Here is a 16798-nt window from a genome sequence, read left to right as displayed (position 1 = left end):
GCCGGAACGCGGGGCTCCGAGAACGTACGAGCGGTTGAGGGACTGAAGTGGCTGAATACATTTACTCGATGGTGCGCGCCCGCAAGGCGGTCGGCGACAAGCTGATCCTGGACGACGTCACCATGTCGTTCCTGCCCGGCGCCAAGATCGGCGTGGTCGGCCCGAACGGCGCCGGCAAGTCGACGATCCTGAAGATCATGGCCGGGCTCGACACCCCGAGCAACGGCGAGGCGCGGCTGAGCCCGGGCTACTCCGTCGGCATCCTGATGCAGGAGCCCGAGCTCGACGAGACCAAGACCGTGCTCGAGAACGTCCAGGAGGGCGTGGGCGAGATCAAGGGCAAGATCGACCGCTTCAACGAGATCTCCCTCGCGATGGCCGACCCCGACGCCGACTTCGACTCGCTGCTCGCCGAGATGGGCACCCTGCAGGAGGCCATCGACGCCGCCGACGCGTGGGATCTCGACTCCCAGCTCGAGCAGGCGATGGACGCTCTGCGGACGCCCCCGGGCGACTCGCTCGTGACGAACCTGTCGGGCGGTGAGAAGCGCCGCGTGGCGCTGACCAAGCTCCTCCTGCAGAAGCCCGACCTGCTGCTGCTCGACGAGCCCACCAACCACCTCGACGCCGAGAGCGTGCTCTGGCTCGAGCAGTTCCTCTCGAAGTACCCCGGCGCCGTCCTCGCCGTCACCCACGACCGGTACTTCCTCGACAACGTCGCGGAGTGGATCGCCGAGGTCGACCGCGGACACCTCTACCCCTACGAGGGCAACTACTCGACCTACCTCGAGAAGAAGCGCGCGCGGCTGGAGGTCCAGGGCAAGAAGGACGCCAAGCTCGCCAAGCGCCTGACCACCGAGCTCGAGTGGGTGCGCAGCAACGCGAAGGGCCGCCAGGCCAAGTCGAAGGCCCGCCTCGCCCGGTACGAGGAGATGGCCGCCGAGGCCGAGAAGACGCGCGTGCTCGACTTCGAGGAGATCGTGATCCCCGTGGGCCCGCGCCTCGGAGCCCAGGTCATCGATGCGAAGAAGCTGCACAAGTCGTTCGGCGAGCGCGTGCTCATCGAGGACCTCAGCTTCACGCTCCCGCGCAACGGCATCGTCGGAGTCATCGGCCCGAACGGCGTCGGCAAGACCACGCTGTTCAAGACGATCGTCGGCTTCGAGCCGCTCGACGGCGGCGACCTCAAGATCGGCGAGACCGTCGACATCTCCTACGTCGACCAGAGCCGCGGCGGCATCGACCCGAACAAGAACCTCTGGGAGGTCGTCTCGGACGGGCACGACTACATCCAGGTCGGGAAGACCGAGATCCCGTCGCGCGCGTACGTCTCGCAGTTCGGCTTCAAGGGCCCGGACCAGCAGAAGAAGGCGGGTGTGCTCTCCGGTGGAGAGCGGAACCGCCTCAACCTCGCGCTGACGCTCAAGCAGGGCGGCAACCTGCTGCTGCTCGACGAGCCCACCAACGACCTGGACGTCGAGACCCTCGGGAGCCTCGAGAACGCGCTGCTCGAGTTCCCCGGCTGCGCCGTCGTGATCACCCACGACCGGTGGTTCCTCGACCGGATCGCGACGCACATCCTGTCCTACGAGGGCACCGAGGAGGACCCGGCGAACTGGTACTGGTTCGAGGGCAACTTCGAGGCGTACGAGGAGAACAAGATCGAGCGCCTCGGTCCCGACGCGGCGAAGCCGCACCGCTCCGCCTACCGCAAGCTGACGCGCGACTGATGCGCCTGCACGTCGCCATCCCGCTGCGCTGGTCGGACTTCGACGCCTACGCGCACGTCAACAACGCCGAGATGCTGCGTCTGCTCGAGGAGGCGCGCATCCAGGCGTTCTGGCGGCCGGACTCTCCCGGCGCAGCGGGGATGGCGACGGCGGTGCTGGACGCCCGACCGGGCGCCCCGACGATCAGCCTGATCGCGCGGCAGGAGATCGAGTACCTCGCTCCGATCCCGTACATGCGGGCGCCGATCGACATCGAGATGTGGATCGGGCGGATCGGCGGCGCCAGCCTCGAGATCTGCTACGAGCTGTACTCGCCCGCCGGCGTCGAGCCGCGCATCCTGTACACGAAGGCGGCGACCACGCTCGTCATGGTCACCGCCGCCACGGGCCGTCCCGAGCGGATCCCCGACGAGCTCCGCGAGGTGTGGGCTCCGTACGTCGACGAACCGGTGCGCTTCGCGAAGCGAGGCTGACCGAGCGCGTCCCGCTCAGTGCAGCGGGACGCGCACCATGCCCTCCTGCGCGACACTGGCGACCAGCAGTCCGTCGCGCGAGTAGATGCGACCGAGCGAGAGTCCGCGGCCGCCCGAGGCGCTCGGAGCCTCCTGGACGTAGAGCAGCCACTCGTCGACGCGTGCCGGGCGGTGCCACCACATCGCGTGGTCGAGGCTGGCGATCCGGAGCCCGGGCGTCGTCCACGCGGCACCGTGCCGGCGCAGCGTCGACTCCAGGATCGTGTAGTCGCTCGCGTACGCGAGAGCTGCGCGGTGCAGCATCGGATCGTCGGGCAGGGTGCCGAGGGAGCGCATCCAGACGCTCTGATGCGCCCGGCGGTCGGGATCGGCACGGAGGTAGACCGGCTGCTCCACGTGCCGCACGTCGAACGGCCGCTGCGTCGCCCAGAAGCTGCCGACCGGGTGGTCGACACCGGCGAGGATCTCGGCGGTGCTGGGCAGCGACTCCGGATCGGGCACGCCCTCCGGCATCGGAGTCTGGTGGTCCAGGCCCTCGTCCTCCGTCTGGAACGACGCGATCATCGACAGGATCGGCGCGCCGTTCTGGTACGCCTGGGTGCGCCGGGTGCAGAACGACCGGCCGTCGTGGATCCGATCGACCGAGAAGGTGATCGGCAGCTCCACGTCGCCCGGGCGGAGGAAGTAGCCGTGCATCGAGTGGACGCTGCGGCCCTCGACCGTGCGGCCCGCCGCGATCAGCGACTGCGCGAGCACCTGGCCGCCGAACACGCGACCTTCCGGCATCCACTGCGACGGTCCCGTGAAGATGTCCTCGCTGGTCCGCGCCCCCGTGTCGGTCAGATCGAGCGCGGTGAGGAACGAGGACAGGGGATCGGACACGGTACCTCCGGGATGTCGGCCGATCGGTCGAGCGGCTCGGGGTAAGTTTATCGATGCGATGAATGCGTCCTTCTCCCTCGCGGATCCGCCCAGCCTCTCGGATCTGCGGGTCTTCCTCGGCCGGTCCGCCCGCGTCGACGACGGGGCGGTCCGACTGGTCGCCGACGACCACGTCCTGGCCACCTACACCGCGATCCTGCAGCCGCGCGGGATCCTCGACCGCTCCGCGACCGTGCTCGGACTCCGCGTCTTCGCGCTCGATCAGCCGGCCGCGTTCGACCGGGTGATCCCGATCCGCGCGCTCAACGACCGCCTGGCCCGCCTGCAGTGGGAGCCGGGAGGAGCCGACGGCAAGCCCGTCGTGCTCCCCGACGGTGACGACGCGACAGCCGGCGCCTGGGCGGGCATCGCGCCTCCGCGCGGCGGCTGGGCCCGACGCGAGCCGGTGGACCCCGCCTTCCTCGAGAAGGTCGCCCGCGACGGGATCGACGAGATCGCGGCGGCCGTCGGCTCGGCGACCGGGGAGCAGATCGTCGGACGGGTGCGCTCCTCCGTCTGGGGCCGGCCCCTCGACGGTCTCGAGGACGTGCCCGCCGGAGCCGCCTTCGCCCTCTTCGCGCTCGGCTTCCTCGGAGCGGACGACCCGGTCGCCCTCCTCGAGAGCGGTCCGTGGCGCCGCCTCACGTCGAGGCGGGGCCACGTCCTCGTCCGCACCCCCGCCTGACTACTCCTCGAAGGTGTTGACCATGGCGTGCGCGGCGCGCTCGAGGTAGTCCCAGAGCAGAGCGTCGTCCGCGGGTGCCAGCTCGAGCTCGTCGACGGCGACGCGCATGTGCTGCAGCCAGTGATCGCGGGCCGCGGTATTGACGCGGAACGGCTGGTGGCGCATCCGCAGCCTCGGGTGCCCGCGCTCCTGGCTGTAGGTGCCCGGGCCGCCCCAGTACTGCTCGAGGAAGCCCGTCAGCCGCTGGATCGCACCCTCGAGGTCGTCCTCGGGGTACATCGGCCAGAGCACCTCGTCCTCTCGCACGCCCTCGTAGAAGCGCCGCACGAGCCGTTCGAACGTCGGGCGGCCGCCGATGTGCTCCCAGAAGCTCCGGAGCGGCGGGGTGCCGCCGATCTGCAGTCCGCTCACGAGCGGGGTCCTTCCGTCGGGGGAGTCGGGTCGCCGTCGCGCGGACGGGAGCGGAGGGCCCGGGGGAGCCGCACGGGCTTCCCGTGCTCGGTGGTGACGGTCGGGGACGGCGTGGTGCGCGGCGGCTTGGCTCCTCCGACGCTGGTCGCCCCCTCGAACCCGCTCAGCACGACCGCGTTGAGCGAGGGCAGCTTGACGTCGAGCGCATCGAGGGCCCGCTTCAGACGCAGACGGAGCTCGCGGGCGACGTCGTCCTTGGCGGTCGTGCGGGTCTTGATCACCAGGCGCACGACGAGCGCGTCGTCGGCGATCGACTCCAGGCCCCACAGCTCGGGCTTGTCGATGATGCGGGCCCGCCAGCGGCTGCTGCCGGCCAGCTCAGTCGCGGTGGCGAGGACGGTGCTCTGCACCTGCTCGAGGTCGGTCTCGTACGGCACCGCGAGGTCGATGATGACCCGCGACCAGCCCTGCGACATGTTGCCGACCCGCGTGATCTCTCCGTTGCGCACGAACCACAGCGTGCCGTTGACGTCGCGGATCTGGGTGATGCGGACGCCGACCGCTTCGACGACCCCCGTCGCCTGCCCGGTGTCGACGACGTCGCCGACGCCCAGCTGGTCCTCCGCGACCATGAACAGGCCGTTCAGCACGTCCTTGACGATGTTCTGGGCGCCGAAACCGAGGCCGGCGCCGAGTGCCGCGGTCAGCAGGGCGAAGGAGCCGATCAAGGTGCTGTCGATCGTGTTGACGATCATCACGAGCGCGATGACCACGATCAGGATCGAGCTGATGTTGTTCAGGATCGACCCGAGGGTGCGGGTGCGCTGGACCACGCGGACGGCGGCGAGCGGTGAGGCCGCGATCGACTGGGTGTCCTCGACGCGCTGGCGCCGCTTGACGCCCGAGACGATCTGGTCGACCACCCGGCCGACGACGAAGTGCGCGATGACCCGGGCGATCAGCGCGCCGAGCACGATCGCGAGGACCCAGACGCTCTTCCAGAACACCGGGGTGTCGAAGAACGAGATGGTGGCGGAGACGGGATTCGGGGTGGAGGTCTCGAAGAGCAGCATGACCCCTCCAGGCTACGGGACGCCCTCCTCCCCGTCCGGTGTGCGCGCACCGCTCCTGGGTGCCGCGCGGGGTGTATAGATTCGGGAGGAGGGCCGCGAGGCGGTCCGCCACCGAGGGAAGGACCTCCCGTTGCTGCACTCGACCCGGACGCCCGCCGACAAGCGCCGACTCCTCCGCGAACGCCTCGCCACGGGCGAGCTGCTGCAGCTGCCGGGCGCGTTCACCCCGCTCTCGGCGCGGCTGATCGAGGCGAAGGGCTTCGACGGCGTGTACGTCTCAGGCGCCGTGCTCTCGGCCGAGCTGGGGCTGCCGGACATCGGCCTCACCACGCTCTCGGAGGTCGCGGGTCGCGGTCAGCAGATCGCGCGCATGACCGACCTGCCGGTCCTCGTCGACGCCGACACCGGCTTCGGCGAGCCCCTGAACGTCGCGCGCACCGTGCAGATGCTGGAGGACGCGGGAGTGGCGGCCCTGCACATCGAGGACCAGGTCAACCCGAAGCGGTGCGGGCACCTCGACGGCAAGGCCGTGGTCGACGAGAGCACCTCGGTGCGCCGCATCGCCGCGGCGGTCGACGCGCGCCGCGATCCCGACCTCCTCGTCATGGCGCGGACCGACATCCGGGCCCTCGAGGGTCTGCAGGCGGCGATCGACCGCGCGAAGCGGCTGGTAGACGCGGGAGCGGACGCGATCTTCCCCGAGGCGATGCGCGACCTGAGCGAGTTCGAGGCGGTGCGCGCCGCGGTCGACGTGCCGGTGCTCGCCAACATGACCGAGTTCGGCAAGAGCGAGCTGTTCACGACGCAGCAGCTGGCGGACGTCGGCGTGAACATCGTCATCTACCCCGTGTCGCTCCTGCGCATCGCGATGGGCGCGGCGATGCGCGCGCTCGACGGTCTGAAGGCCGAGGGCTCGCTCCGCTCCGAGGTGCCCGGCATGCAGACCCGTGCCGAGCTCTACGAGCTGCTCGACTACGAGTCCTACGGCCGTTTCGACGAGGGCGTCTTCGACTTCAGCCTGGCCGACCACTACGGCGCCTGAGCGCCCGCACTCCCCGGTGCGGCGCCGCACCGGGTCCGTCTCGCGAAGGAGCGATGCATGAGCACGACGAGTCAGGACATCAGGAAGGGCCTCGCGGGGGTCGTCGTCGACACCACGTCGATCTCGAAGGTCGACCCGGAGTCGAACTCCCTGCTGTACCGCGGGTACCCGGTGCAGGAGCTCGCGTCGCGGTGCTCGTTCGAGGACGTGGCCTGGCTGCTGTGGCACGGGGAGCTCCCGACGGCGGAGGAGGCGGCGGAGCTGTCCGACATCGAGCGCGCCCACCGCGCCCTGGACCCCGCCGTGCGGGCCGTGATCGATCTCCTGCCCCTGACGGCCCATCCGATGGACGTCGTCCGGACCGCCGTCAGCGTCCTCGGCGCCCTCGATCCGGAGCCGGGAGCGGACGCGCCGGGGGAGGTGCTCGCGCGCTCGGTGCGGCTCTGGGCCGCACTGCCCGCCGTCGTCTCCTTCGCGCAGCGACGTCGGCGCGGTCAGGAGCCGATCGCGCCGCGAGACGACCTCGACTACTCCGAGAACTTCCTCTGGACGACCTTCGGCGAGGTGCCCGACCCGGTCGTCGTCGACGCCTTCCGCGTCTCGCTGATCCTGTACGCCGAGCACTCGTTCAACGCCTCGACCTTCACCGCGCGGGTCGTCACCTCCACGCTGTCCGACGTCTACTCAGCGGTCACGGCGGCAGTCGGCGCCCTCAAGGGGCCGCTGCACGGAGGCGCGAACGAGGCGGTCCTGCACGTCTTCGACGAGATCGGCCTCGGCCCCGACGCACCTGCGCGCTCGCGGGAGTGGCTGGCCGAGGCGTTGGCCGCCAAGCGGAAGATCATGGGCTTCGGTCATCGGGTCTACAAGTCGGGGGACTCGCGCGTGCCGACGATGGACGCCGCGATGCGCCGTCTGGCCGAGCACGCGGGCCGTCCGGACGTCGTGGAGCTGTCGGACGCGCTGGCCGAGGCCATGGCGGAGCGCACGGGCATCCTGCCCAACCTCGACTACCCCTCCGGACCGGCCTACCGACTGATGGGCTTCGACACCGAGGTCTTCACTCCGCTGTTCGTCGCGGCGCGGGTCGTGGGCTGGACGGCGCACGTGATCGAGCAGCGCTCCGCGAACGCGCTCATCCGACCCCTGTCGCAGTACGACGGCGTCGCTCGACGATCGGTGCCCGAGCGCTAGGGTCGCTCGCCGATCGGCGCCCGAGCGGTAGGGACGACGGAGGGGGCGCCGGATCACTCCGACGCCCCTCCGGGACCGATCAGCGGGTCGATCAGCGCCCGTCGCGCTCCTGGGCGCGCAGGGCGCGCTCCACACCCGCCAGGTTCTCGACGACGAGACGGCGCAGTGCCGGCACCTCGGGGTTCGCCTCGAGCCACTCCCGCGTCGCCGCGACGATCTCGGGTGTCGGGGTGGCAGCCGGGTAGAAGCCGACGACGAGGTACTCGGCGATCTTGTAGCTCTTCGAGTCCCACAGCTCGCGCAGAGCGTCGAAGTAGACCGGCACCATCGCGTCGAGCAGCTGCGGGTCGCTCGTGCGCTGGAAGCCGAGGCCCGTCGAGCGCACGATCGTGTTCGGCGCGGAGTCGTCGGCCGTGACCGACTCCCAGGCCGCGCGCTTCGCCTCGGCGGTCGGGATCGCGGCGCGGGCCTGCGCCGCCGACTGCTGACCGGTGGCCGTGGTGTCGGCGGCGAGAGCGGAGTCGATCTCCTCCGTGCGGGCCCGCCCGCCCGCGACGAGCGCGATCAGCAGCTCCCAGGAGAGGTCGGTGTCGATCTCGAGGCCCTCGAGCGAGGTCGAGCCGCTGCGCAGCGCCTCGAGCGCGTCGAGGTGCTCGGGCGTCGACGCGACGGCGGCGAAGAACTTCACGAACTGGAACTGCGCGTCGCTGCCGGCCTCCGCCTCCTCGGCCAGGGTGCGGAGCCGGTCGCCGACCTGAGCGACGGTCTCGGAGCGGTGCTCCGGAGCGACGTACTGGGTCGCGGTCGTGACCAGCTGGCCCAGCACCGTGCGGAGCGTGGTCGACTCGGTCTCGGTGGCGATGTTGCCCAGCACGAGGCGGACGAAGTCGCGGGGAGCCGACTCGGCGTCCCGCGTCGCATCCCAGGCCGAGCCCCAGACGAGCGAACGCGCCAGGGGGCTCTCGATGCTCGCGAGGTGCTCGATCGCGACGTCGAGCGAGGCGTCGTCGAGCCGGATCTTGGCGTACGCCAGGTCGTCGTCGTTGAGCAGCACGAGGGCCGGGCGGGTGCGGCCGATCAGCTCGGGCACCTCGGTCCGCTCGCCGTCGACGTCGAGCTCGAGCCGGTCGATCCGCACGAGGCGGTCGCCCTCGAAGTCGTAGAGGCCGATCGCGAGGCGGTGCGGACGGATCGTCGGGTACTCCTCGACGGCGCTCTGCAGGATCGCGAAGGAGGCGATCGAGCCGGACTCGTCGACCGCGATCTCGGGACGCAGGGTGTTCACTCCGGCCGTCTCGAGCCACTGCGCCGACCACTCGGTCAGGTCGCGGCCGCTCGTGGCCTCCAGCTCGACGAGCAGGTCGCGCAACTCGGTGTTCGAGAACGCGTGCTTCACGAAGTACTCGTGGACGCCCGCGAGGAACTCCTCCTCGCCGACCCAGGCCACCAGCTGCTTGAGCACCGAGGCGCCCTTGGCGTAGGTGATGCCGTCGAAGTTGACCTGGACGTCCTCGAGGTCGTTGATCGTCGCGACGATCGGGTGCGTCGAGGGCAGCTGGTCCTGGCGGTACGCCCAGCTCTTCTCCATCGCGGCGAAGGTCGTCCAGGCCTCGGTCCACTCGGTCGCCTCGGCGGTGGCCAGGGTGGACGCGTACTCGGCGAACGACTCGTTCAGCCAGAGGTCGTTCCACCACTTCATGGTCACCAGGTCGCCGAACCACATGTGCGCGAGCTCGTGCAGGATCGTGACGACCCGGCGCTCCTTGATCGCGTCGGTGACCTTGGAACGGAACACGTAGGTCTCGGTGAACGTGACCGCTCCCGCGTTCTCCATCGCGCCGGCGTTGAACTCGGGGACGAAGAGCTGGTCGTACTTGTCGAACGGGTACGGGACGCCGAACTTCTCCTCGTAGAACGCGAAGCCCTGCTTGGTCTTCTCGAAGACGTAGTCGGCGTCGAGATGGGGAGCGAGCGAGGCGCGGGCGAAGACGCCCAGGGGCACGGTGCGACCGTCGGAGGAGACGAGCGAGTCGCGCTCGACCACGTACGGTCCCGCGATGAGGGCCGTGATGTAGGAGGAGATGCGCGGCGTGGGCTCGAAGCTCCAGGTCGCGACGCCCTCGCCGGCCGGCACCGGCTCCGGCGTCGGCTGGTTCGAGACGACCTGCCAGGCGGCGGGCGCGGTCACCGTGAAGCGGAACTCCGCCTTGAGGTCGGGCTGCTCGAACACCGCGAACACGCGGCGGGAGTCCGGCACCTCGAACTGCGAGTACAGGTAGACCTCGCCGTCGACCGGGTCGACGAAGCGGTGCAGGCCCTCGCCGGTGTTGGTGTACATCGCGTCGGCGACGACGGTCAGCTCGTTCCGGGCGGCGAGGGAGTCGAGGCGGATCCGCACGCCGTCGGCGACCTCGGCCGCGTCGAGCTCGACGCCGTTCAGCACGACCGAGTGCACGGTCCGCGTGATCGCATCGAGGAAGGTCGACGCCCCCTCCACCGCGGTGAAGCGCACGGTCGTCGTGCTGAGGAACGTCTCCGCCCCCCGCGTGAGGTCGAGGCTGATGTCGTAGTCGATGACCTGGATCAGCGAGGCGCGCTCCTGCGCTTCGCTCCGGGTGAGGTTGTCTCCTGGCACGGGTGCTCCATCCGTTCGTCTCGGGCGCGGCCGCCGGGCGCCGGGGTGCGGGCGCCGACGATCAAGCCTAGGGCCGTGGCGCCCGGTGGCACCCGGGCGGCGCTCAGGCGAACGGAGGGTGCGGACGGCGGCGTAACGTGAGGGCATGACCTCCGTGGATTTCTGGTTCGACCCCTCCTGCCCCTGGGCCTGGATGACCTCCCGCTTCGTCGACGAGGTGACGCCCGCCCGCGACCTCGACGTCACCTGGCGCATCATGAGCCTCGCCGTCCTCAACGAGGACAAGGACGTCGACGAGTCCTACCGCAGCTTCCTGCCGCGGGCGCTGCGCTACACGCGCCTCGTCGCGGCCGTCGGCGAGCGCGAGGGCCGCGAGAAGGTCAAGCCGCTCTACGACGCTCTCGGCACCCGGATCCACGTCGGAGGCCGCACGGACGTCGACGCGGTCATCGCCGAGTCGCTCGCCGAGATCGGAGTCCCGGCCGAGCTGGCCGCCTACGCCGACTCGGAGGAGTACGACGCCCCGATGCGCGCCTCGCACTTCGAGGGGATCGACCGCGTCGGCCAGGACGTCGGCACCCCCGTCATCGCGATCGGCGACGTCGCCTTCTTCGGCCCCGTCCTCTCGCCCACTCCGCGCGGCGAGCAGGCGCTGACCCTGTGGGACGGCATCGTCGCCGCCGCCTCGTACGACGGATTCTTCGAGCTCAAGCGCTCGCGGACCCGCGACCCGCAGTTCGACTGAGGGCGACCGCCCTCCCCGGGCGGTACTCTGACTCCCGGCCCGCTCGAGCGGGCATCGATTCGGCACTCTCAAAGGACGAGCGCGTGCGCATCCACATCGCAACGGACCACGCCGGGCTGGACTTCAGCCGGCACCTGATCGAGCACCTCGGTGCGGCGGGCCACGAGGTCGTCGACCACGGTCCGACCTCCTACGACCCGCTCGACGACTACCCGTCGTTCTGCATCAACGCGGCAGCGGCGGTCGTTCGCGACCAGGAGGCCGGCGTGCAGGCGCTCGGAGTCGTCTTCGGCGGCTCCGGCAACGGCGAGCAGATCGCGGCGAACAAGGTGGCGGGCGTCCGCGCCGCCCTGGTCTGGAACCTCAGCACCGCGGTCCTCGCCCGCCAGCACAACGACGCCAACGTGATCTCGATCGGCGCCCGCCAGCACACGGTCGACGAGGCGACGGGCTTCATCGACGCGTTCGTCGCCGAGCCCTTCACCTTCGAGGAGCGCCACGTGCGCCGCATCGCGCAGCTCGCCGAGTACGAGGCCACCGGCGACATCGCCGGCCGAGCCGTCGACTCGACCGCGAAGAGCCGCTAGGTGCCGGAGGGGCACTCCGTCCACCGCATCGCGCTGCAGTTCGAGCGCGACGTGGTCGGGCACGCGGTGGCCGTCAGCAGTCCGCAGGGACGGTTCGCGGAGGGCGCCGCGGTGCTCGACGGGCGGACCGTCCTCGAGTCGACCGCGGTCGGCAAGCACCTGCTGCTGCGCTTCGAGGGCGATCTGTTCCTGCACGTGCATCTCGGCCTCTACGGTGCGTGGGACTTCCTCGGGCACGTCTCTCCGCTCTTCCCCGACGGGAAGGCGGGCAGCAGCATCGGTGCCCCGCGGCGGCGGCGCGCCGTCCGGCTCTCCGAGACGGAGCACGAGACCGACAGCGACCTCGACGAGTTCCCGCCTCCGCCGATCGGCGCCGTGCGCGTGCGCCTGCAGACGGAGGAGACGGTCGCCGACCTGCGCGGACCGACGGCGTGCGAGGTGATGGACCCGTCGCAGGTCGAGGCCCTGCTGGCGCGGCTCGGCCCCGATCCGGCCGCCGACGACTCCGATGCCGCGCGCGAGCGCTTCGTGACGCGGCTGCGCAAGACGGCCACTCCGGTCGGACTGGTGCTGATGGACCAGTCGGTCGTCAGCGGCATCGGCAACATCTACCGGGCCGAGCTGCTCTACCGCGCGGCGCTGGACCCGCACACGCCCGGCAAGCAGGTGCCGCTCGAGCTCGCGAACGAGCTGTGGGCCGACTGGGCGCTCCTGCTCGAGGACGGCATCCGCACCGGCATGATGATCACCCGGCGCGGGCTGACCGCCTCCGAGCGGTCGAAGGCCGTCCGCAGCCGCGCCGAGCGCAACTACGTCTACAAGCGCGAGGGCCTGCCCTGCCGCGTCTGCGGCACGAACGTCCTCCTCGAGGAGATCGGCGCGCGCAAGCTCTACTGGTGCCCGGTGTGCCAGTCGTGATCGAGGCCGGACGACGATGAGCGGATCGCTGCTGCTGCGCGGCGCGAGGCTGCTGGGCGCCGATGCTCCGGTCGACCTGGTGGTGCGGGACGGGGTGATCGACTCCGTCGGCGCCGCGGCCGGACCGGTCGACCACGTCCGCGACCTCGACGGCCGGTGGCTGCTGCCCGGACTGTGGGACGAGCACGTGCACTTCTCGCAGTGGGCGATGACCGCTCCGCGCCTGGACGTCTCGTCGGCCGTATCGGCTGCCGAGGTCGTGGCAGCGGTCCGCGACCGGCTCGCCGTCTCGCCCGCGGGAGCGACGACCACGCTCGTCGGCTTCGGCTACCGCGACGGCCTGTGGCCCGAGCCGCCGACCACCGGGCAGCTCGACGCCGTCGCGCCCGAGCGGCCCGTGGTGCTCGTCGGCGGCGACCTGCACTCGGTCTGGCTCAACTCCGCGGCGCTCCGGCGCTACTCCGTGCCGTGGACGGACGATCTCCTGCGCGAGGACCCGTGCTTCGAGCTCGTCACGGCGCTCGGCGCCATGACCGACGACGAGCTCGACCTGCTCGTCGACACGGCGGCCCGGCAGGCGGCCGCGCGCGGGGTCGTCGGAGTCGTCGATCTCGAGATGCGCTGGAACGTCGGCGACTGGACCCGCCGCGTCGCTCACGGCACGCGGTCCCTCCGGGTGGACACCGGGGTGTACCGGGACGACCTGGACCGCGCGATCCGCGAGGGGCTGCGCAGCGGGGACGAGCTCGCCGGGGGAGAGGGCCTGCTCCGGATGGGCCCGCTCAAGGTGCTGATCGACGGCTCCCTCAACACGCGGACCGCCTTCTGCGAGCACCCGTACGAGGGTGCCGGCGCGGGGCGCGGGGTCCTCACCGTCGATCCGGTCGAGCTCGACGAGCTGCTCGCCCGCGCGGCGGCGGCCGGGATCCGGTCGACCGTGCACGCCATCGGCGACGCGGCCGCCACGGTCGCGCTCGACGCCCTCGCGCGCGTGGGCGGCGGCCGGATCGAGCACGCGCAGCTGCTCTCGGACGCCGACATCCCGCGGTTCGCCGGCCTGGGAGTCGTGGCCGGCGTGCAGCCCGAGCACGCTCTCGACGACCGCGACGTCGCCGACCGCTACTGGGCGGGACGGACCGGCCGCGCCTTCGCGCTCCGCTCGCTGATCGACTCCGGAGCGACGGTCGTGCTGGGATCGGACGCCCCCGTCGCGCCGCTGGACCCGTGGGTCGCGATGGCGGCGGCCGTGGCCCGGGCTCGCCTCGGCGATGAGCCCTGGCACCCCGAGCAGCGCCTCGATGCTCGGGAGGCGATCACCGCCTCGACGAGGTCGCGACGGCTGCGGCCGATGGCGGGCGACCCCGCCGACCTCGTCGTCGTCGAGCGCGACCCGCTCACCGCGGGTCCGGACCGGCTGCGGACCATGCCCGTGGCGCTGACGCTCCTCGCGGGCCGCGTCACCCACGAGGCCTGACGCCGGTCCCGGCCGACCGGGCAGACGGAAGGCCCACCGGATCCGAGGATCGGGCGGGCCTTCCGGGTGCGTCCGGGAGCGGGTGCTCAGCTCTCGCTGACGTGCGCGAAGAGGAACCAGCGGTCCTTCTCGAGGCCGCGGCCGATCTCGATGGCGACGTCCTGGCTGCTGGCGTCGATCTCGGCGAGCTCGGCGATCGCGGTGTTCACCGTGGCGATCGCGACGTCCATCTGGGTGATGATCTCGACGATGGCGTTCTCGGAGCGCTGGAACCCGGGGGTGAGGGGCTGGGTCCGCGTCGCCGAGGCGACGGTCTGGATGCGGGCGTCGACGGGGAGGCCGAGGGCGACGACGCGCTCGGCGGCGAGGTCGGCCCACTCGATCGAGTGCGCGACGATCGTGTCGAGGAGCTCGTGCACGCCGATGAAGTTGGCGCCGCGCACGTGCCAGTGCGCCTGCTTGCCGTTGACGGCCAGCGCGGTCATCTCGACGACGACGGGGCTGAGGAACTGAGCGACTCCGGATGCGACATCCGGGTTCGACGAGGTGAGCGACGTGACGGATGCAGTGGACATCGATCGGGTCCTTTCGAGAGGGGGTGACTGATCGTCAACTGTACGCCGCAGCCCCGTAGCCGCAAGGAAGCGGAGGCTCCGCTAAGCGCCGCTGAGGTGAGGCTGTCCTCCTCCGCGAGGGCCGCAGGAGCGACGGAGACGGGGGTCCGCCCCCGGGTGCCGAGAGGGCGCCGCCGATACGCTCGGACCGGCGTCCCCCTCCCGCGGCGGGCGTGAAGGAGGGCCGTGATGAGCGCTGCGTCGTCACCGCTGGCCGAGGCGACCCGCGCCTACCTCCGCCTCTGGCGCGGGGTGCCGCGTGAGGCGCTCGCGCTGGTCGTCGCGGTGCCGTTCGCGGTCGTCGGAGCGACGACGGTCGGCCTCGCGCTCGTCGCCGCGCTCGGGCTCATCGGGGTGCTGATCGGGGTCGTCCTGGTCCCGGTCGCCCTGATCGTCGCGCGCTTCTTCGCGCGCGGCACCCGGTGGCTCGACCTGCTCGCCGGTCGCCCGGACATCCCCGAGCCCCGAGCGCGCCGGGCGCCCGCCGGTGTGGCCCCCGCCACCTTCGCGCTCTACGGTCCCGTGATCGACGGCCACTACTGGCTGGCTCTGCTGCACACGCTGATCGTGGCTCCGCTGCTCTCGACGGTGCTCGGGGCCGTGCTGGTGCTGTGGCTCTGGGCGGGGGCGGGGACCCTCGTGACGGCGCTCGACGGCACGGGAGGCGGCTCAGCGACCGCCGCGCGCTGGGTGGCCGACCGCGTGAGCTCACTGCTCGGCGTGCCCGAGCCGCCGGAGATCCTCGTCGTCCTGGCCGCAGTCGCCGTCGTGGTGCTGTTCGTCTCGACCCTGCCGTTCGCGACGCGCGGCCTCACCCTCGCCCGCTACCTGGTCGACAGGCTGCTGCTGGGCCCGTGGAGCTCGGAGGCGCTGCAGCGCGAGGTCGAGGAGTTGAGCGCCTCTCGCGGAGCCGCCGTCGCCGCCGAGGACCGCGAGCTGCGCCGGCTGGAGCGGGACATCCACGACGGACCGCAGCAGCGGCTCCTCCGGGTGCAGATGGACCTCGCGTCGGCGGAACGCCGTATCGGCGCGGATCCGGAGGGAGCGACGGCCCTGATCGCGCAGGCCCGCGAGCACGTCGGCGCGGCGCTGGACGAGCTGCGCGCCCTGTCGCGCGGCGTCGCCCCGCCGATCCTGCAGGACCGCGGGTTCGAGGCGGCCGTGCACTCGATCGCCGCGCTGAGCCCCGTTCCGGTGGACGTCGTCGTCGACCGTCCGATCCGGGGGGTGCCGCCGGAGGTCGAGCGGAGCGTCTACTTCGTCGTGGCGGAGCTGCTCGCGAACGCATCGAAGCACGCGAGGGCCCGGCGCATCCGGGTCCACCTCGACGTGCGCGATCCGGGCGCGTCCGGGGAGAGCTGGCTCGACGTCTGGGTGATCGACGACGGAGTCGGCGGGGCGGCCGCGATCCCCGGCCACGGACTCGAGGGGGTCGAGGGGAGGCTCCGAGGTCTCCGCGGCGTCCTCCGCCTGGACTCACCCGCGGGAGGACCGACGATCGTCGGCGTCCACGTGCCGTTCCGCCCGCTCCCCGCCGATGCCCCCCGCTCTAGGCTGACGGAGTGAGCTCCGCACCCGTGATCCGCGTCGCCCTCGCCGAGGACTCGGTACTCCTCCGGGAGGGCCTCGTCCGACTGTTCGAGGACGCGGGGTTCGCCGTGGCCGGAGCGTTCGGCGACGCCGAGGGACTCGTGGCCCTCCTCGAGCGCGAGCCCGCGGCGGTCGACGTCGCCGTGCTCGACGTCCGCATGCCGCCGACCTTCCGCGACGAGGGGGTGCGTGCGGCCCTCCGGATCCGCGCCGCGCACCCGTCCGTCGCGGTCCTCCTGCTGAGCCAGTACGTCGAGGTGACCTACGCGCACGAGCTGCTCGGATCCGGCGAGGGCGGGATGGGCTACCTCCTGAAGGACCGGGTCGCCTCCGTCGACGAGTTGCGTGACGCGGTCGAGAGGGTGGCGGCCGGAGGGACCGTGCTCGACCCGCAGGTCGTGGCGTCGCTCCTGCAGCGCCAGCGCGATCCGCTCGCCTCGCTGACCCCGCGGGAGCGGGAGGTGCTCGAGGCGATGGCGGAGGGGCGCACGAACGCGGGCATCGCGGCGTCGCTCTTCATCGGGGTCGGTGCGGTCGAGAAGAACGTGACCGCGATCTTCCAGAAGCTCGGTCTCGAGGACTCGGGATCGGACCACCGGCGCGTCCTCGCCGTGCTCGCCTGGCTGCGCTCTGCCCGCTGAGGTCCCGCTCGCCGGGCGACGGTGCGAGGATGCGGGACGAGCGTCCCGGAACGACGAGAGGAAGA

16 protein-coding genes are annotated in these 16798 nt (G+C 71.6%); 11 read left to right on the top strand and 5 right to left on the bottom strand.

The features are described 5' to 3' along the window. Window positions 1-47: 47 nt before the first annotated feature. Both ettA and ASF48_RS13185 read left to right on the top strand, forming a co-directional pair. Window positions 48-1730, top strand: a complete 1683-nt coding sequence (ettA, locus tag ASF48_RS13190; RefSeq protein WP_055792444.1) for an energy-dependent translational throttle protein EttA — start codon at window positions 48-50, stop codon at window positions 1728-1730. Next, entirely contained in the window at window positions 1730-2203 is a 474-nt protein-coding gene (locus ASF48_RS13185) for an acyl-CoA thioesterase (RefSeq protein ID WP_055792441.1), read from the top strand. Before ettA ends, ASF48_RS13185 begins: the two co-directional genes overlap by 1 nt. 15 nt (window positions 2204-2218) lie before the next feature. Here ASF48_RS13185 and ASF48_RS13180 read toward each other — a convergent pair whose 3' ends face one another. Beyond that, window positions 2219-3085, bottom strand: coding sequence for an acyl-CoA thioesterase (locus ASF48_RS13180; RefSeq protein ID WP_230670901.1), 867 nt, complete (start codon window positions 3083-3085; stop codon window positions 2219-2221). Between the two features lie 58 nt (window positions 3086-3143). On the opposite strand from ASF48_RS13180, the gene ASF48_RS13175 reads away from it, so the two are divergent. Beyond that, on the top strand, window positions 3144-3809 hold the full coding sequence (locus ASF48_RS13175) for a hypothetical protein (RefSeq protein WP_055792438.1): 666 nt from the start codon (window positions 3144-3146) through the stop codon (window positions 3807-3809). Here ASF48_RS13175 and ASF48_RS13170 read toward each other — a convergent pair whose 3' ends face one another. Continuing rightward, window positions 3810-4220, bottom strand: coding sequence for a globin (locus ASF48_RS13170; RefSeq protein ID WP_082481461.1), 411 nt, complete (start codon window positions 4218-4220; stop codon window positions 3810-3812). Further along, window positions 4217-5293 (bottom strand): mechanosensitive ion channel family protein, encoded by a 1077-nt coding sequence (locus ASF48_RS13165; protein ID WP_082481459.1) that lies wholly within the window; start codon window positions 5291-5293, stop codon window positions 4217-4219. Before ASF48_RS13165 ends, ASF48_RS13170 begins: the two co-directional genes overlap by 4 nt. Before the next feature lie 130 nt (window positions 5294-5423). Between ASF48_RS13165 and prpB the strand changes: the two genes are divergently transcribed. Further along, window positions 5424-6335: a methylisocitrate lyase gene (gene prpB, locus ASF48_RS13160; protein ID WP_055792436.1), complete on the top strand. Its 912-nt coding sequence runs from the start codon at window positions 5424-5426 to the stop codon at window positions 6333-6335. 57 nt (window positions 6336-6392) lie between these two features. Then, complete coding sequence (locus ASF48_RS13155; RefSeq protein ID WP_055792434.1) at window positions 6393-7529, top strand: bifunctional 2-methylcitrate synthase/citrate synthase; 1137 nt, start codon at window positions 6393-6395, stop codon at window positions 7527-7529. Between the two features lie 91 nt (window positions 7530-7620). On the opposite strand, the gene pepN is transcribed toward ASF48_RS13155, so the two are convergent. Further along, window positions 7621-10164, bottom strand: coding sequence for an aminopeptidase N (gene pepN / locus ASF48_RS13150; protein ID WP_055792431.1), 2544 nt, complete (start codon window positions 10162-10164; stop codon window positions 7621-7623). 145 nt (window positions 10165-10309) lie between these two features. Between pepN and ASF48_RS13145 the strand changes: the two genes are divergently transcribed. The 4 genes from ASF48_RS13145 (at window position 10310) to ASF48_RS13130 (ending at window position 13888) form a co-directional block, all read left to right on the top strand. Next, window positions 10310-10909: a mycothiol-dependent nitroreductase Rv2466c family protein gene (locus tag ASF48_RS13145; protein WP_055792428.1), complete on the top strand. Its 600-nt coding sequence runs from the start codon at window positions 10310-10312 to the stop codon at window positions 10907-10909. Window positions 10910-10992: 83 nt separating this feature from the next. Further along, the gene (locus ASF48_RS13140; protein WP_055792425.1) at window positions 10993-11496 is read left to right on the top strand and encodes a ribose-5-phosphate isomerase; all 504 of its coding nucleotides are present in this window, start codon (window positions 10993-10995) and stop codon (window positions 11494-11496) included. Next, window positions 11497-12414 carry an Fpg/Nei family DNA glycosylase gene (locus ASF48_RS13135; protein ID WP_055792422.1) on the top strand — a complete coding sequence of 306 codons (918 nt, stop codon included), beginning with the start codon at window positions 11497-11499 and terminating at the stop codon, window positions 12412-12414. Between the two features lie 16 nt (window positions 12415-12430). Next, window positions 12431-13888, top strand: a complete 1458-nt coding sequence (locus ASF48_RS13130) for an amidohydrolase (RefSeq protein ID WP_055792419.1) — start codon at window positions 12431-12433, stop codon at window positions 13886-13888. Between the two features lie 86 nt (window positions 13889-13974). Here the strand turns inward: ASF48_RS13130 and ASF48_RS13125 are convergent, their stop codons facing one another. Next, window positions 13975-14463, bottom strand: a complete 489-nt coding sequence (locus ASF48_RS13125) for a Dps family protein (protein WP_055792411.1) — start codon at window positions 14461-14463, stop codon at window positions 13975-13977. 228 nt (window positions 14464-14691) lie between these two features. Here ASF48_RS13125 and ASF48_RS13120 point away from each other — a divergent pair, with 228 nt between their 5' ends. Next, window positions 14692-16068, top strand: a complete 1377-nt coding sequence (locus tag ASF48_RS13120; RefSeq protein ID WP_055792409.1) for a sensor histidine kinase — start codon at window positions 14692-14694, stop codon at window positions 16066-16068. Further along, a complete protein-coding gene (locus tag ASF48_RS13115) occupies window positions 16065-16733 on the top strand; it encodes a response regulator transcription factor (RefSeq protein ID WP_055792406.1) in 669 nt (222 codons plus the stop codon). The genes ASF48_RS13120 and ASF48_RS13115 overlap by 4 nt, the downstream gene beginning before the upstream one ends. The last annotated feature ends 65 nt before the right edge of the window (window positions 16734-16798 follow it).

The sequence above is a fragment of the Rathayibacter sp. Leaf299 genome (assembly GCF_001423055.1).
In the GTDB taxonomy this organism is placed as follows: Bacteria; Actinomycetota; Actinomycetes; order Actinomycetales; family Microbacteriaceae; genus Rathayibacter; species Rathayibacter caricis.
This window is presented reverse-complemented; position numbering and strand designations above follow the sequence as displayed.

Coding starts and splice junctions, on each gene's coding strand:
- ASF48_RS13185 (WP_055792441.1), top strand. CDS start 1,730: ATGCGCCTGCACGTCGCCATCCCGCTGCGCTGGTCGGACTTCGACGCC.
- ASF48_RS13175 (WP_055792438.1), top strand. CDS start 3,144: ATGAATGCGTCCTTCTCCCTCGCGGATCCGCCCAGCCTCTCGGATCTG.
- ASF48_RS13165 (WP_082481459.1), bottom strand. CDS start 5,293: ATGCTGCTCTTCGAGACCTCCACCCCGAATCCCGTCTCCGCCACCATC.
- ASF48_RS13155 (WP_055792434.1), top strand. CDS start 6,393: ATGAGCACGACGAGTCAGGACATCAGGAAGGGCCTCGCGGGGGTCGTC.
- ASF48_RS13145 (WP_055792428.1), top strand. CDS start 10,310: ATGACCTCCGTGGATTTCTGGTTCGACCCCTCCTGCCCCTGGGCCTGG.
- ASF48_RS13130 (WP_055792419.1), top strand. CDS start 12,431: ATGAGCGGATCGCTGCTGCTGCGCGGCGCGAGGCTGCTGGGCGCCGAT.
- ASF48_RS13125 (WP_055792411.1), bottom strand. CDS start 14,463: ATGTCCACTGCATCCGTCACGTCGCTCACCTCGTCGAACCCGGATGTC.
- ASF48_RS13120 (WP_055792409.1), top strand. CDS start 14,692: ATGAGCGCTGCGTCGTCACCGCTGGCCGAGGCGACCCGCGCCTACCTC.